16 protein-coding genes are annotated in these 14,528 nt (G+C 70.0%); 12 read left to right on the plus strand and 4 right to left on the minus strand.

Annotation, left to right across the window (positions count from 1 at the left end; all coding sequences use genetic code 11):
• Positions 1-671 precede the first annotated feature (671 nt).
• The 7 genes from ABZX96_RS23405 to ABZX96_RS23435 all read left to right on the plus strand — a co-directional run bounded on the left by ABZX96_RS23405 (position 672) and on the right by ABZX96_RS23435 (position 5,944).
• On the plus strand, positions 672-3,194 hold the full coding sequence (locus ABZX96_RS23405; protein ID WP_355547616.1) for a Helicase associated domain protein: 2,523 nt from the start codon (positions 672-674) through the stop codon (positions 3,192-3,194).
• Positions 3,194-3,493 (plus strand): hypothetical protein, encoded by a 300-nt coding sequence (locus ABZX96_RS23410; RefSeq protein WP_355547619.1) that lies wholly within the window; start codon positions 3,194-3,196, stop codon positions 3,491-3,493. Before ABZX96_RS23405 ends, ABZX96_RS23410 begins: the two co-directional genes overlap by 1 nt.
• A complete protein-coding gene (locus ABZX96_RS23415) occupies positions 3,490-3,870 on the plus strand; it encodes a hypothetical protein (RefSeq protein ID WP_355547622.1) in 381 nt (126 codons plus the stop codon). Before ABZX96_RS23410 ends, ABZX96_RS23415 begins: the two co-directional genes overlap by 4 nt.
• Before the next feature lie 9 nt (positions 3,871-3,879).
• Complete coding sequence (locus tag ABZX96_RS23420; protein WP_355547625.1) at positions 3,880-4,134, plus strand: hypothetical protein; 255 nt, start codon at positions 3,880-3,882, stop codon at positions 4,132-4,134.
• 264 nt (positions 4,135-4,398) lie between these two features.
• Positions 4,399-4,626, plus strand: coding sequence for a hypothetical protein (locus ABZX96_RS23425; protein ID WP_355547628.1), 228 nt, complete (start codon positions 4,399-4,401; stop codon positions 4,624-4,626).
• Complete coding sequence (locus ABZX96_RS23430) at positions 4,623-5,315, plus strand: sigma-70 family RNA polymerase sigma factor (RefSeq protein WP_355547630.1); 693 nt, start codon at positions 4,623-4,625, stop codon at positions 5,313-5,315. Before ABZX96_RS23425 ends, ABZX96_RS23430 begins: the two co-directional genes overlap by 4 nt.
• A complete protein-coding gene (locus tag ABZX96_RS23435) occupies positions 5,312-5,944 on the plus strand; it encodes a hypothetical protein (protein WP_355547633.1) in 633 nt (210 codons plus the stop codon). Before ABZX96_RS23430 ends, ABZX96_RS23435 begins: the two co-directional genes overlap by 4 nt.
• 389 nt (positions 5,945-6,333) lie before the next feature.
• On the opposite strand, the gene ABZX96_RS23440 is transcribed toward ABZX96_RS23435, so the two are convergent.
• On the minus strand, positions 6,334-6,504 hold the full coding sequence (locus tag ABZX96_RS23440; protein WP_355547635.1) for a hypothetical protein: 171 nt from the start codon (positions 6,502-6,504) through the stop codon (positions 6,334-6,336).
• Positions 6,505-6,772: 268 nt separating this feature from the next.
• On the opposite strand from ABZX96_RS23440, the gene ABZX96_RS23445 reads away from it, so the two are divergent.
• The 4 genes from ABZX96_RS23445 to ABZX96_RS23460 all read left to right on the plus strand — a co-directional run bounded on the left by ABZX96_RS23445 (position 6,773) and on the right by ABZX96_RS23460 (position 9,250).
• On the plus strand, positions 6,773-7,696 hold the full coding sequence (locus ABZX96_RS23445) for a DUF4238 domain-containing protein (RefSeq protein WP_355547638.1): 924 nt from the start codon (positions 6,773-6,775) through the stop codon (positions 7,694-7,696).
• 407 nt (positions 7,697-8,103) lie between these two features.
• Positions 8,104-8,487 carry a hypothetical protein gene (locus ABZX96_RS23450; protein WP_355547640.1) on the plus strand — a complete coding sequence of 128 codons (384 nt, stop codon included), beginning with the start codon at positions 8,104-8,106 and terminating at the stop codon, positions 8,485-8,487.
• Positions 8,484-8,951 carry a hypothetical protein gene (locus ABZX96_RS23455; RefSeq protein ID WP_355547643.1) on the plus strand — a complete coding sequence of 156 codons (468 nt, stop codon included), beginning with the start codon at positions 8,484-8,486 and terminating at the stop codon, positions 8,949-8,951. Before ABZX96_RS23450 ends, ABZX96_RS23455 begins: the two co-directional genes overlap by 4 nt.
• Positions 8,948-9,250, plus strand: coding sequence for a hypothetical protein (locus ABZX96_RS23460; protein WP_355547646.1), 303 nt, complete (start codon positions 8,948-8,950; stop codon positions 9,248-9,250). The genes ABZX96_RS23455 and ABZX96_RS23460 overlap by 4 nt, the downstream gene beginning before the upstream one ends.
• A gap of 330 nt (positions 9,251-9,580) precedes the next feature.
• Here the strand turns inward: ABZX96_RS23460 and ABZX96_RS23465 are convergent, their stop codons facing one another.
• Both ABZX96_RS23465 and ABZX96_RS23470 read right to left on the minus strand, forming a co-directional pair.
• Positions 9,581-10,582, minus strand: a complete 1,002-nt coding sequence (locus tag ABZX96_RS23465; protein WP_355547649.1) for a hypothetical protein — start codon at positions 10,580-10,582, stop codon at positions 9,581-9,583.
• Complete coding sequence (locus ABZX96_RS23470; RefSeq protein WP_355547652.1) at positions 10,579-10,965, minus strand: hypothetical protein; 387 nt, start codon at positions 10,963-10,965, stop codon at positions 10,579-10,581. Before ABZX96_RS23470 ends, ABZX96_RS23465 begins: the two co-directional genes overlap by 4 nt.
• Before the next feature lie 694 nt (positions 10,966-11,659).
• On the opposite strand from ABZX96_RS23470, the gene ABZX96_RS23475 reads away from it, so the two are divergent.
• Positions 11,660-12,085 carry a hypothetical protein gene (locus ABZX96_RS23475; protein WP_355547655.1) on the plus strand — a complete coding sequence of 142 codons (426 nt, stop codon included), beginning with the start codon at positions 11,660-11,662 and terminating at the stop codon, positions 12,083-12,085.
• A gap of 448 nt (positions 12,086-12,533) precedes the next feature.
• On the opposite strand, the gene mobF is transcribed toward ABZX96_RS23475, so the two are convergent.
• Entirely contained in the window at positions 12,534-14,513 is a 1,980-nt protein-coding gene (gene mobF, locus ABZX96_RS23480) for a MobF family relaxase (protein ID WP_355547657.1), read from the minus strand.
• Positions 14,514-14,528: the final 15 nt, after the last annotated feature.

Here is a 14,528-nt window from a genome sequence, read left to right on the forward strand (position 1 = left end):
CAACCCGCGTTGGGCATACTGGGGCGGGGTGTTCCGAGGTGTGCTCTGCCGAGCCCGCGCCGCCGCGCGGCGCGCGGGGGCCGCGCCCGCGCCGCGTGCGCGGCGCGGCTCGCTTCGCTCACCGCCAGGCGGGCACGCGCTGCGCGCGACCCGCCAAGGGCAGAGATATCCGGCCCGCGGTGCGGGCCGGGGTCGGCCTCCGGCCGACCGGTGGCCTTCGCTGCGCTCCAGCCACCCCCAGGGCGCTGCCGCTACCAGCCTGGTCGCGCCATGCAGAGCAGGGTGTGCCACGCTCCGCGCGGCCCACCCATGGGCCTTGCGGCCCGGCTGGCTACAGGGGGCGGGGAGAGGCTGGACCAGGGGGCGCGGGGCTGTATTGACAGCCCGTCAGGCTGCTTTCTGGGGTGCCCATAAGGCGACAGTAACAGAATTCAGCCACGTTCGAGGGACTTTCGCGTTCCGAGTGATTCACTTTGAAGCACGAGATAGACTCTGGACTCAGACGGCACCACCACTGAGGAGTCTGGATCGGTTCTCGATCACGCTCCTCCGCTACTGGATCGAGGCTGTGACCGGGTTCCGGTGAGGTTCACCGCAGCCGATCACACGCCATCTACGTGCAGATTTCCCGTTTCCAGCCCCACCGAGAGGACAGGAGAAGGCAGACGGATATGTCGACCACAAGCCGAACCGATCAGCGTGAGGCGGCGCAGCAGGAAGCCATTGATGCGGTTGTCCGTGCCCTCGAATTGCCTGCACGGTCGCTTGCGCCCGAGAGGGGGATCCGGACTCAGGTGATCATGGCCACCGGGTCCGGCAAGACCCGGGTCGCGGCCCGCAGCGCGGAGAAGCTCCGTGCGGGCCGGGTGCTGGTGCTCGTTCCCTCGCTGGACCTGCTCACCCAGACCGAGGCCGCATGGCGCGAGGCAGGCCGTACGGGCCCCGTGATCGGGGTCTCGTCCCTGCGGGGCGAGGACGTGACCTTCCCCAACACCACGGACGTGGAGGAACTGGTCGACTGGGTACGGCCGTTCGACAAGGTCACCGTGTTCGCCACGTACGCCTCCCTCGGGCTCGGCACGCTGGAGCGCGCGCACCAGGCCGGCCTCCCAGGCTGGGACCTGATCGTGGTCGACGAGGCGCACCGGACGTCGGGGCGGCTGGGCAAGCCGTGGGCGGTCGTCCACGACAACACCCGCATCCCGTCCCTGCGCCGCCTCTACATGACGGCCACGCCCCGCCTGTGGCAGCTGGACGAGGATGCCGAGGGCGCGCCGGGTGAGCTGGTGGCGAGCATGGGGGACGACCCGGACGGGCCGTTCGGCAGCAGGGCGTTCACGCTGACGCTGTCGGAGGCGATCGACCGGGGGATCTGCGCGCCGTACCAGGTGGTGTGCGTGGACATCACCGACACCCAGCTCCAGGCCGCGCAGCTCCTGGGCGCCGAGAGCCGTTCGGATGAGGTCCGCGGGGCCCGGCTCGCCGCTCTCCAGACGGCGTTGGTGAAGGCGTCGTCGGAGGAGGGCTTCCGGCGCACGCTGGTCTTCCACCACGTCGTGAAGGAGGCCGAGGCGTTCGCGGCCGGCCTCCCCGACGTCGCCGCGCAGCTGCACGCCGCCGATCCCGGGCTGTACCCGAAGACGATCTGGGCCGACTGGCTGTGCGGCGAGCACAAACCGGGCCGCCGACGCCGGGTGCTGGGCGAATTCGCGTCCGGGATCGCCACGGACGGCACGGTCGTGGAGAAGAGCTTCCTGGGCTCGGTGAAGGTGCTGGGAGAGGGCGTCGACACGAAAAACTGTGACTCTGTGTACTGGTCCGACGTGCGCGGCTCGATGCCCGACCTCGTCCAGGCCGTCGGCCGCGCGCTGCGGATGCAGCCGGGCGAGGGAAAGGTGGCCAGCCTGGTGGTGCCGGTGCTGCTCGGGCCGGGCGAGACGGCGGACAACATGTTGACCTCCAGGGCGTTCGGCGGGCTGGCGAAGCTGCTGGAAGCGCTGCGGGCGCACGATGCCCGGGTGGTGGAGCAGCTCGCCGAGCAGCAGGCCCCCAGCCGCTACAAGCCCGCCCAGAAGGCCGCGCAGGGCCAGGAGAGCCGGGGCGAGGGAACCGGGTCCGGCGGCCCGTCGGCGCCCGCGCGGAAGCTGCTGAAGTTCTCCGTGCCGCGCGACCCGGCGCAGCTGGCCGCGTTCATCAACCTGCGGGTCCTCAACCCCGAGCACGAGCACTGGCGGCGTGGGGTGGAGGCCGCCGTGATCTACAACCGGCTTCACGGCGACCTGAAAGTGCCGTTCACCTACCGCGTGCCCGGCGAGGAGGACCAAGTGGTGGGGGCCGAGGGGTGGCCGGCCTCGCTCACCGACTTCCCCCTGGGGCAGTGGATCGCCGATGCCCGGCGCTTCTACGCCCGCGGCGACATGGACGAGGACCGCATCGCACAGCTGGAGAAGCTGGGCATGATCTGGTCACACTTCGACGTCGCGTGGGAGGAGGGTCTCGCGGCGGCCCGCGGATGGGCCGCCGAGAACGGGCACCTCCTGGCCCCGCTGGACGCCACCTTCCAGGGCTACAAGGTGGGCATCTGGCTGAAGAACGCGCGGGCCGCCGCCCGCAAGGCCGCCGAGATCGAGCAGCGGCGTGCCGAAGGTCTGCCGGTGGAGTCGTCGGCCGGAGCCATGTCGGCGGAGCGGCGCGAGCAGCTGGAGGACATCGACCCGTCGTGGTGCCCGGCCTGGCCGGTGGAGTGGCAGCGCGCCTTCCACCTCGTCCGGCTCCACCTGGAGGCCGGCCGCCCGCTACCGACCGAGCCCGGCGACGTCCTGCACCAGGGCGAGGATCTGGGGCGGTGGGTGCGCACGGTCCGGCACGGCTGGGACCAGCTCACCACCGCACAGCAATGGATGTGCGAGCACATCCTCGGGATCGAGCCCGCGGCCGAGAACGAGAAGCCCACGCCGCGCCGTACGCAGGCCGACAAATGGGCCATGAACTACCAGGCCGCCAAGCAGTTCTACGAGCGCGAGGGACACCTACGGGTGCCGAGGAAGCACATCGAACGGATCGTCGTCGGCGAGGACCAGGAGGAGCGGGAGCTCCGACTCGGGGCATGGATCGGCAACCAGCGCAGCCGAGCCGCGACGCTGTCCCCGGAGCGGGCGGAGCTGCTGTCCGCGATCGGGATGCGGTGGTCCTGATGGTGGACGTCGTCGTCACCGCCGTCGTCGCACTCGCGGCCGGCTATCTGCTCGGGCGACTGCGTCCGTGGCGGCGCTTGGGCAACTGGGCGGCCGATCAGGTCCGCTTCACCGGGGCGTGGGCACGGGGCGGCGCCGGGCGGCAGGCCGTCGCCGTCCTGGCCCACGCCGTCACCGCGCCGCGCACCAGCCGCCGCATCATGCGCGCCCCGGCCACCGCGACGCCGGCGCCCGCGCCCGTACGCGATCCGGACCAGGCCGTCCACCGCACCCACACAGACCAGGGAGGCACCGCGTGAGCCCCGAGCAGCACGACACTGACGCGTACGGCCAGGAGCTGGCCCGCATCAGCCACCACCAGCACGAGGCCACGGCGGCGCGGTTCACGGTCTTCCAGGCCCTGGCCGCCGTCGGCATCGGACACGAGCAGGCCGACGACATCGTGGCGAAGCTGGAGGCCGGGGCGGTCGCCGGCGCCCACACCTGGATCTCCGAGAGCAGCCCCCCGCACGGGTCCGAGCCGTCCTTTGAGGACGGCTGGTTCGCCGGGGTCCGCGACGTCGCCAGCTACCTGCTGCGCATCGCCGACACCACCGCCACCACGGGGCGGGGGCGCGCCGCGTCCAGCGCCATGCTCCTCGCCCACCTCCAGCAACCCGCTTCCCCCGCCCCGTAGGAGGATTCGGTGGAGGAACCGGTGGAGGAACCGGGCCCAGCTCCGGCGCTGGAAGCGAAGGACGTCCTGGCGGCCGCGGAACGCTTCCCGTGGGCCCTGGCCGCGCCAGGGACGCGGCACTGGCCGGACGGGGAGCTCCTGGACGTCGCGCTGAGCGCGGTGCGCACCGAGGAACGCCAGGGGTACATCGAGCACCTGGAGGCGTTCGTGGAGCAGCACCGCGCCCGCCTGGAGGAACGGTTGCGCGCGAAGCTCGCCGCCTGAGCACATCCAGCCGGACGGTCACCGATCGACGCCCTCCGCCATGGCAAGGATGATCTGGGCACCGCAACAACCGCGACACTACCAAGTGGGAATGATCTGTTGTTCTGGGAGGGGGCCGCGTCAGGTGTGGTCTTCCGTGCGTACTGGCGAGCCAGCTGTAAGTGTGTTGTACGTCACGCCAGTTGGACGTCACGCCGAAGGGGGTTCATTGCACTACTGATGGAACGCGGCGCGCTCGGCGCTGCACTTGGCTTCGGAGGTTCGATGGACCCGGTGGTCGTGGTGTACGTCCTTGCGGCGTCGATCATCGCGGGGGCGACGCGTCTGGTGTACGTGTGGCTGCGTGGACGCACTCAAGTGCGGCTCGCCCAGCTCCGCGAACAGGAACTCAGCAACCGCGTTCGCGCCCTCCCGCCTGGAAGCCGGATGACGCAGAAGCGGGAGGGCGATGTGCTCATCGAGGTGGGAAGCAGTTCGAAGGGGTGGCTGTGACAGCCGTCGAATTCTTCAGTTCAGACGGGGAGCACGTCACGGTCACCCTCGTGGGCTTCGAGCACTCCCAAATTGTCAATGGGATGCAAACGCGGCGAGTGCAGGTGGAGCCATCTGCCCTTGCTCTTGGAGACCTCGCTCCTTCTGAGGGTCCGCTCACGGAGCGTGCCAGGCCCGATACACCTCTCAGTAGTCAGGACCGCACGGACTTTGCGCGGTTCTTCAGGGGCAACTTCGATGCTGTCGCTCGTTTCGTGATACGCCAAGGTGCTAATCAGCACGAAGCCACTGAAGCAACACAGGTTGCATTCACTGTTGCATGGCAGCAGTGGCCGACGATCGAACACCCCGCAGCCTGGTTGCGCAGGGTCGCCTACTGGACATACCTCAAACGGGCAGGTCATCTGCAAAAAGACACACCCGTGGATTCGGTTCCGGACCATGCGGGAGATGCCGGAGAGGACGCACCCCTAGCCCGTGCCCTTGTCCGAGACGGAGAACAGCGCGTCCGGGCGGCTCTACTGGCACTGCCGGTGCGGCAGCGCCAGGTCATGGCCTGGCATCTCGATGGTTTCTCTCATGCGGAGGTCGCTCAAGAACTCAACCTGAGCACTGAAGCCGTCCGGGCGGCATATGCCCGCGCGCGCACATCGTTGCGAAAAATTCTGGGACTGGGAGGTGGGCGATGACCATGTACTTCGATGGAACCTCGCTTTCCCGTGACGAAGCCGATGAGGCTCTCGATGAGCTGTTGGCTGCCGCCGACGCGGCAATACTGAGGGATCTAGAAGACCCGGTTGCTCTCGACGCGCGTCTCGCAGCCATTTTCCGAACGGTCGTTGTTCCCGAGAACATCGAGGAAGAGCTGGCGCAGAGGAAGCAAGGCACGTGGGAGCATGACGTGCAGGTGGCAACAGGTGTTGCGGCTGGTAACAACGATGTGGACTTGTTCCTGGCGCACTTGAATCGAGTGCTGGACGTGTTGGGGGAGATCCAGTGGGAGCTTGATGTGCCCGAGGTGGTTTCTGACTTCGTGGACGCATGTGAGTCCGACCTGCAGAAAGTCATGCGCGGCCTGTCTCGAAGGACTCTCGACCACGAGGAGGCCCGAGAGCGTCTGCAGCGTGTCTTGGACAACATCCAAAAGTGCCGCGGTCTGTTGGTCCATGAGGGTGGGGCAATCAACGGCACCAGCCACGCCATGATCCGGGTCATCAGCCTCCTCGAACGCGTTGCCAGGGACCTGGCAACGGCTGTGCCGACGGCTCGGCTCCTGTTCGATTTCGTTCCTGATCATGAATTCGAGACTGTGCAGTAGGGCTGTGGCCTGGCCTCCTGACCCTAAGCGGCTCAGGTATCCAGGCCAGTGGTGCGTCAGGTCGTTCAGCGGGGTCTGAGCGGCCTTGGCACCGGGCCGCCGGCGGGCAACGCGGGGAAGAGAATCTGGGTCAGCACGCGTCGTGCGGACAGTTCCTGTTCCTGAACCTGGGGCCGCTAGCGGTCATGGTGACGGCTCTGCGTATCGGCCGAAAGGTCAGGATCGAGCGCTGGAACGCCCCACGGGCCCGCGTCGTAATAGCGGTTGCCGTACTCGATCAGAGCGTTTCCCGGGCATCATCATCAGGCCGGGTGCCGTAAGGGCCGGACAGACCAGATTCGGCTGCGCCGAGCAGGAGAGCGCCGCCCTTCATCCGGTGGGGTGATGGATCATGGGTACGTCTCCTCGCGATCGGCTTCGGTGAGCGCGAAGCGCTCGGCGGTCAGCCGCCCGTGCAGCTCAATGTCCTCGGGAGTGAGCGGGTCGCCCGGCCGGGGGACCCGCGCGGGCTTCAGCCGCAGGGGCAGGCCGTCGTCCGCCGCGGCGGCCCCGGCTGCCACGAACACCCGGGACCAAGGCCGCGGCCCACAAGCTGATCGGCGCGCGCACCTCCTGATCCGGTCAGTCCGTGCCGTCCTTGTCCAGTTCGGGCGCGTCCGGATCGCGCAGCGGGCGCAGAGCACCGGCGGCCGGACCAGGCCCAGTGGCGCAGGTCGCCAGGGCGCGGGTACGTGGCCTCCGGCGTTCCGTAGTTCCGCAACGGTAGGAGATCGTGAGCCACCACAACCTCTTAGCGGTTGGAGAGGAACACTTGGCAGAATCCGGGGTGTGGGAACGGTACAGCAGACATCGCGGCAGCACCTCGTCTCTCAGGTCCTGCTCAAGCAGTTCGCCATGCCCGGCCCCAAGGGCAGCGGCTGGCAACTGCTTCCCTTCGACCTGGACAACCCCGGGCGTCTGCACAAACTGAGGAGCCCACGGGCATGCGGCTGGGCCGAGGACTTCGTGGCGTTCGACTCCGCATCCGCCGAAGAGCTGTGGGGTTCCGTGGAACGACGTACTCCTGCGGCCCTTTCCGCCGTGCACGCCGGCACTCCGTTCGCCGACCCTCTCCACGTGACGGTGCTATGCGACCTGATGGCACTTCACTACGTGCGCTCCCGCCACTACCACGAGGTGCACACCGACGCCTTCGAACGGACCCGCGCGGGCCTGGCCGACGAGCTGATCAGCACGTTCCCGGAAGAGTTGCGCCGCGAAGCGCTGCGCGAGACGGGTCTGCATCTGTCCGGCCCCGGTGCCCTGAGCGCCTTCGCCGAGCGCCTCATACAACGGTCCTCGGTCGTCCACGACCACCAGAGCGGCAAGCTCTTCCGCACCAGCATCGAAAAAGTCTTCTCCAAGGTGCGGAAGATGGCGTCGGCCTGGCACCTGGAGATACTCACGCCCGAGGCCGGCCAGTTCCTGCTGGGCGACAACCCGGCACTGACCGTACACATGGAAGAGACCACCATCACGTACGGCATGGCCATCGGCGACGCCCAGGCCCTCGTCCTTCCCATCGGCCCGAAGCATCTGCTGGCCGCAGGCCCGAAAAACCTCATGCGCACCGTGCCCCAAGCCCTCGTCGACCGACTCAACCTCCTGCAAGTCCACGCCGCCGAACGCTATGTGTACATGCACCCCAAGAGCGGCTTGGAGGCGTTCACCGCCATCGCCACACAGCAGCGCACCGACCAGAAGCACCCCTGACGGGTACGACAGACAAGGCCACCGGGAAGTCTCCTTGCTCCGGTCCGGTGCGGGAAGTGATTCCCCAGGCAGAACGGGGCGAGGCGGCCGGAGCGGGTGGAGGAGTTGTCCGCGGTCAGGATGCGGTGGGTGTGGCGGCGTACGGACGAACAGTGGGGCTGGTCAGGGTGATTCGTCCGGTCCCGCTCGCCCCCTTCCGCACAGGGGTGGGGCTGGGCGGAAGATCCGTGCGTGCCTCACTCGTGCTGGGGCGGCCAGGTCCGGGAGACAACGAGAGGCACGCTCCGGCCTCGTGTGACAGAGCGCTCCCGGAACGAGGCTTCGGCCGGCGTTCTCGTCGAAGGGGATTGTCAGTGCGTCCCCCTACGATGCCCAAGACACACCCACCACTTGGAGCAAGGAGCGTCATGCCGAAGCGCGTCTTCGTCAGTTTCGACTACGACTACGACAAGATCTTGAAGGATTTCTTGATCGGGCAGGCCAGGAACGAGGGTTCGCCCTTCGTGATTCATGACTGGTCGATCAAGGAGGCGTCCCCGGACTGGAAGGTCAAGGCCCGTGCCCGGATCCGGGCCTCGGACCTCGTCATCGTGATCTGCGGTGAGCACACCGACGCGGCTGTCGGTGTGGGAATAGAGCTGAAGATGGCCCAGGAGGAGGGCATCGACTACTTCCTGCTGAACGGCTACAACGGCCAGACCGGGAAGAAGCCGACCACGGCCAGGACCACGGACAAGGTCTACGAGTGGACGTGGGTCAACCTCGAGCGGCTCGTCGGCGGGGCGCGGTGACCAATCCTCCTGAGCCGGGCCTGCGGCCGGAGGTGCTTGAGCTCTACAAGCTCGCCGTCGAGATGGCCGACCGTGTCTCCGCCCGCCGGGGAACCGCCAACGCTTTCTTCCTGTCCATTCAGTCCGCGCTGGTCACGCTGGTCGGCTTCGGCATTCCCAAGCTTTCCGAGTCTCCCTGGTGGGTGTCCCTGGCCGTGTCCTTGGCCGGCATCACTTTGTCCGCCACGTGGTGGTTGCAGCTCCGCAGCTACCGCGACCTGAACAGCGCCAAGTTCAAGGTCATCAACAAGCTGGAGGAACAGCTTCCGGCGCAGATCTTCGCTGATGAGTGGGAGGCCCTGAAGAACGATCCGATCCCCGGCTGGCGCAAGCGCTACGCCGAGCTCGGCACGTCCGAACGCATCGTTCCCCAGGTGTTCGCGGTGGCGCACCTGATCCTGTTTGTGGGCACACTGACCGTGTGACCTACCTCGATCCCCTCGCCCATCTGATCCGGTCCTGTCTCCCCCCGGACGCTGAGCCTCCTGCGAACTCTGACGATCTGTTCCGCATCTACGCCGTGCTCCTACAAGCCAAGGGGGAGCAGGTCACCGACGAAGACGTCCACAATGCCTGGTCCGCATGGATGCAGTCGGTGGACGACACCCACGAGGCCCTGGTTCCCTTCCACGACCTCGATCCGAAGACACGCGCCTTCGATGCCCCGTACGCGCAGGCGATCCGAACGGCTGCTCGCCGATCAAGACTCGGCTCAGGCCAGTAGGGCCCGCAGGGCTGTTTACATATGAAGAACGGGCGGGGCCGCGCGGACGAGTCCGTACAGCCCCGCCCGTGTGCGGTGCGGCCCCCTGATTGGGGGGCCAGGCACCCGGGAAGATCTCATCGCGCCGGATCGGGTCGAGAGGCGATGTTCCGGAGGGGGCGGAGGTCTCGGCCGGCAACAACGTAGCCGTGGTCTTCTGCCATGGGCATCTCCTGTTCCACTCGTCCTTCCGTGCACACCGCACCGCGCCATTGTTGCGCTGACCACTGACAGGGCTGCTTGTCCAGGACCACCACGACGTGCCAGCGCCACAAGGCAAGGGCACCCGGCTCATGTACGGAAGCGCGAAAGCCAGCCGCCGGTCCTCTGTTCGGGCGCCCTCGGGACCTGCTCCTGGTGCGCCCGTCCGGCCTGCTGCTCGGCCACGACGGCCCGCTCCTCGCAGGCGCCGCACAACGTCGGGTGCCACCGCCCCACCTGCCGCGGGTGGCTCTCGGCCGCCTTCCACCGTTCGTCGGTGAACCGGGTGCCGCAGCCGGTGCACACCGGACGGCGGACCTCCCGCTCGGCCCGCTGCTGCGCGGCCGCGCGCCGCAGCTGCTCCTGGTGCTCCCGCTGCCGGGCCTCGTCCTCGGCTCGCCGGCGGGCATCGTGGGCGTCGCGGCGGGGGTTGCCGATCGCTTCCCGGAGGGGTTGGTTGTGCGGGCGGCCGAAGCGCCGGAAGACCGCCCCGGCCGGGCCGTGCTTCTTCAGCAGCTCCATGCTGGTGACCACGATGGGGAGCTTGCCGTCGTATAGGTGGAAGCCGTCGTGGGCGGTGCCCTTCCATTGCCGCTGGGTCAGTTCGGCCAGCTGCGCGCTGACGGTGTGGGGGTTGCGCGGGCCGAGGCGGTTGAAGACGAGCAGCAGCGGCGGGTGCGGGGCATCGGCGTGCCGTGCGTCGGGTGCCCACCAGCGGGTGCGCCACATCGGCCGCTCCCGACCGTCGACGTCCTTCACCGTGCGCTGGCAAAACCGCATGTACCTCTCGATCCTCGCGGCGAGGACCGGCGCGGACTCGAAGCAGTTGTCGACCTCCACGAACAGCAGCGGCACCCCGTCCTCGGGCGCGGTGAGGACGAGGTCCGCCTGGGCGCCGCCCCTGCCCGGGGTGGACCAGGTGCCGGTCGCGGGCAGCGCCACCTCCGTCGCGTAGGAGGCGAGGGTGCCCAGCCCGTCCGGCGCATCCACGGCGGCCTGCGCGGCGGCGCGGACGTCGGCCGGCTCACCGGCGAGCCGGGACAGGTCCGGCTTCGGGCGCAGCAGGGCGATTACGGCTTCGTTGACCGTCATCGGGTGGGAGGCGCCGGTGCGGCCCGCGCCGCGGGCGGGGTGCCCATCTCCCCCACCGGGCGTCCCAGTTCGTAGGAGGCCGCTTTCAGGCCCATGGGGGTCAGGTTGCGCAGCGTGTCCCCGCGCGGGGTCTGCCCGCCGTTCTCCGCCAGGCCGTGCTTGCGCAGATCGGACAGTGCGCCGGTGTGCGAGGCGGTGCGGGCCTGCTTCCGCTTCGAGGGCGTCGGCTTGTCGGTGTGCCGGTAGCTCAGGTGCGGGGCCGCGATCCGCTGGATCTGGTCGACGGTCGCGACCTTCAGCACCCCCAGCACGCGCAGCACGTCGCCGCGCAAGGCGTTCGTCGATCCCGCCGGGTTCGTCTTCTGTTTCCCCTTCCCCGCCATCAGCTCTGCTCCCTCGTCACGCACGGCTGGCCGCCGGCTCGCCGCCGCTGTCGGCCGCGCCCGGCCCGTGAGGGCGTCCGGGCTTCCCGGGATCCGGTGCTCTCCTCCCCTGCGGGCCTCACGAGGAAGGGCACGAGGGGAGAAGAGGGTTGTGACAGCGTGGCGCGCGGCCGTATCGGCGGGGTGGCCTGCGGGTTTTCCGTCCCGTGCGGTGCCGGGCACCAAAGTGGGTCTCCCAGTGGCGTCCCCAGTGCGCGCCGCAGGAGGCCGGGGTGGCTTGCCCGGTGCTGGTCGGGCCCGTGGTCGGGGTGGGCGTGCCGGGCGTCTGCCGGGGGTCGGTGGGTGGTCATCGCGGGCTCCTTCGCTTCGGGCCGCCCCGGGGTGGGGCGGTGATCGAGGAGCAGCGTGCAGCCGGCCCCCTTGACCGCGGTCTGACGGCGGCCGGGAGTGGGCGTGGTCAAGGGGAAACGCGGCGGTGGCCGGGGCGGTAGCAGACCGGGGCAAGGGGGCGCGGTCGGGTTCGCGGTCGGGCCGACCAGGCCGGCCAAGGGGGCTGGGTTTGCCCCTTGCGGTACCGATTCGTCCGGTTCGAGTTAGGGGGGAGAGCTCTCCGTTCCTCTGTCCACAGGCCCGCCCGCCGACCATACGAGAACGACGCCGTGAGTCGCACGGCGGTCATCGTGAGGAGAGCTTCATGCCGTACCTGATCCCGCCCCGTACGCCGCTGCTGCCCGAGCAGGTGGAGCGGGGCTTCGACTACCTCCTGGCGCTGCAGATGGGTGGCGGCGCCGCTGTCGCCGGGCGGGCGGAAGCGGAGCTGGCGTTCGTCCTGCTGCGGCTGGCCGAGGACATCCTCTGGCCCGTCACGGCCGTCGACGGGCAGACCACCGATCCGTGCGCGGACTCCTTCGCGCTGGACGAGGTCGGGTGCGTGCTGCTGTCCGCGCTGCGGGACTGGGCGCGGGAATCCCCCACCACGGCAGTGCCCGGCATCGCCCGCAGCATCATCCGGTTCACGGCGAACCTCATCCCCGACCCCGACTACCCGGACACCGCCGACACCCTGGAAGCGATGCGCGACGAGCACCTGGTGCTGGCGCACGCGGCGCACTCCGGCTGACCGCTGACCGCGCCACCGCACTGGGTGGGCGCGCACCGGTGCGGTGGTGCGCCCATCCCGTGGGCACCATCGTCCATCCGGTGCGCGTCCACTCGGTGCGCGGGAGTGGCGCGCACCGGGTGGACGCGGTGCGGTGAGTGGGCCCGGGTGGACGGTGGCACGGTGGAGTGGGCCCGGGTGGAGGCGGTGTGTTTCTCCTTGACCTGAGCTCAGGTCAAGGAGAAACACACCAGGTGGAGGCGCGCCCCCACTCCCGTCGATGGCGTCCACTTCCACTTCCACTCGGTGGGCTCCACCCGGTGGGCTCCACCCGGTGGGCTCCACTCAGTGAAGTGGATGCCGAACACGGTGGCGTCCACTCCCGGACGGCGGACTCCACTCGGTGGAGTAGACGCGGGGCATCGTCGGTGCGCACCACCGCACCGAGTGCGCGCGCCATCGGGGCCACTCAGTGGCCGGCCTCCCGGCCGCGGTGCGGTCCGGGTTGCTGCGGGCGGTGCGCCTGCTGGCCGTCCGGGCGCGCCGGGGGCACCGCGTCGGCGTCGTCGTCCTGTTCGGCGTAGCGGTCCGCGCGGGCACGGGAGGCGTCGGCCGCCGTGGCGAACGCGTCCTGGAGACGGCGCAGCCGCTCTGCCGTGAGGTCGAGGGCTTCCACGTCCGTGCGGGATTCCCGCAGGGCCCGCAGCGCCGTCAGACCGATCGCCTCCCGGGGTTCGGCTTCCGGCTCCTGGCCGTCGTGCCCGGGGACGGCGGCCGGGGGCGGGAGCAGCTGCTCGGGCATCGCCGCCTGCTGGTGCCGGGCGATGTCGTACGCCCGGCCCCGCACGGCGGTGGCGGTGGCGGTGGTGCGCAGCTTCTCCCGCACCACCGCGCCCGCGAGAACGGCCCGCTCGTACTGGAGCGGGAGACGGGGGACCTCCCACTCCCCCGCGTCCTGCCCCGGGGGCCGGGGCGCGGCCGGCGCGCCGGAGTCGGCCGAGGGGTGCCGGTCCGGGTCGGGCGCGGGTGGGCGGCGGCGGGCGGGGAGGTCGGCCAGGGACCAGCGGGCGGTGTAGAGGCGGTAGCCGGCCTCCAGGCCGCGCACGCTCGTCGGCTCGCTGATGTCCACACAGTGCGCGGCGATGGCGGCGGCCACAATCCGGTCATCCAGGCCGGGGGCACGGGGGCGGCCGCGCAGGACGAGAGCGAGGTGGCGGCGGGCCTCGGCGAGCAGGTGCCGGCGGTGGAAGCGGCCGCCGTCGCTCATCACGAACACCATCGCGACGACGTCGACGGCCGCCAGCGCGATGTCGACCACGGCGGCGACCCGGGCCCGGATGGCGGCCGCCGCGGCGCGGGCGCGCTCCAGGAGGGAGGTGATGACGTCGGCGGCCACCCCGGAGGTGAGGATCGCGCTCGCCTTCCACCACGCGCGCAGCTGGGCGAGCGGGCGGGTCTTCCGCTTGGGCGGGCGGGTCTTGCGGGCGGCGATCCGGTTCAGCTTGGCGCGGGCCCGCTCCGAGACCACCGGCAGGAACCGCGGCTCGCCGTCGTCGTCGAGGGCGGTGACGTACTCGTGCTCCAGCTCGGCCCGGCAGGCAGCGATCTGATCGCCACGCCGCGCGGTCCAGCGGATCAGCTCGTGCGGCACCCCGGCGACCTCCATGACGGGCCGGCGCCCCGGGGTGACGGTGCGCGGCTCGGAAGCCAGCCCCAGCGCCTCGCACACCCCGGCCATCACCAGCTCGTTGTAGAGCGCGGAGGCGGCCACCGTGTGCTCGTGCAGGGCCGTGGTGTGGATCGAACCCCACTTTCCGTCCAGCCGCTGCCCCTTCACGGACAGCAGCACATGGTCATGGAGCAAAGGCCGGCCGGAGCGGGCCTCGTAGTGGCGGAAGCGGGCGGCGACCAGGCCGCCGGGCGGCCGCACCCGGTAGATCCCGTCCTTGCCGTACCGGATCACCGCCACCTCGTCCTCGACCCACTCCAGCACCCGCCCGACCGCGTCCTCGTGCGCGGCCTCGATCAACAGACGGGTCTCCTCATCCCCCAGCGCCCACAACAGGGAGATCGTCGGCTGCGGCCGGAAGACCAAGTCGACACCCGTGACCGTCACGCGGCGTCCCAGGGCGCCGGCCTTGAACGCCTCCTTCGCCGACGCCCCCTCGGCGAGCCGGTCGGCCTCGATCCGGTCCGCGTCCGGGTGCCGGCCCCGCTCCCCGAACAGGTTCCGCAACTGCGCCTCGGTGACTTCCTCACCCGACGCGAGTCCGAGCACGGCCAAGCCTCGGCCCATCCAGCGCCCCGCCGGAACCCCGGCCTGCTCCTGAGCGGCGCGCAACGCCGTACGCGCCGGGCGTCGCCCATCGCCAACCACGGTCTCGCGCAGGCAATAGCGGTACATCTGACCGGCCCGGACAACCCTGATATCCACTGTCACACAGACCACGCCACACAGCCCTGA

The sequence above is a fragment of the Streptomyces sp. NPDC003077 genome (assembly GCF_040611095.1).
In the GTDB taxonomy this organism is placed as follows: Bacteria; Actinomycetota; Actinomycetes; order Streptomycetales; family Streptomycetaceae; genus Streptomyces.

Bases quoted from the DNA above. Each gene is read 5' to 3' on its own strand.
- ABZX96_RS23425 (WP_355547628.1), top strand. From the start codon at position 4,399: ATGGACCCGGTGGTCGTGGTGTACGTCCTTGCGGCGTCGATCATCGCG.
- ABZX96_RS23450 (WP_355547640.1), top strand. From the start codon at position 8,104: ATGCCGAAGCGCGTCTTCGTCAGTTTCGACTACGACTACGACAAGATC.
- ABZX96_RS23405 (WP_355547616.1), top strand. From the start codon at position 672: ATGTCGACCACAAGCCGAACCGATCAGCGTGAGGCGGCGCAGCAGGAA.
- ABZX96_RS23410 (WP_355547619.1), top strand. From the start codon at position 3,194: ATGGTGGACGTCGTCGTCACCGCCGTCGTCGCACTCGCGGCCGGCTAT.
- ABZX96_RS23475 (WP_355547655.1), top strand. From the start codon at position 11,660: ATGCCGTACCTGATCCCGCCCCGTACGCCGCTGCTGCCCGAGCAGGTG.
- ABZX96_RS23465 (WP_355547649.1), bottom strand. From the start codon at position 10,582: ATGACGGTCAACGAAGCCGTAATCGCCCTGCTGCGCCCGAAGCCGGAC.
- ABZX96_RS23470 (WP_355547652.1), bottom strand. From the start codon at position 10,965: ATGGCGGGGAAGGGGAAACAGAAGACGAACCCGGCGGGATCGACGAAC.
- ABZX96_RS23435 (WP_355547633.1), top strand. From the start codon at position 5,312: ATGACCATGTACTTCGATGGAACCTCGCTTTCCCGTGACGAAGCCGAT.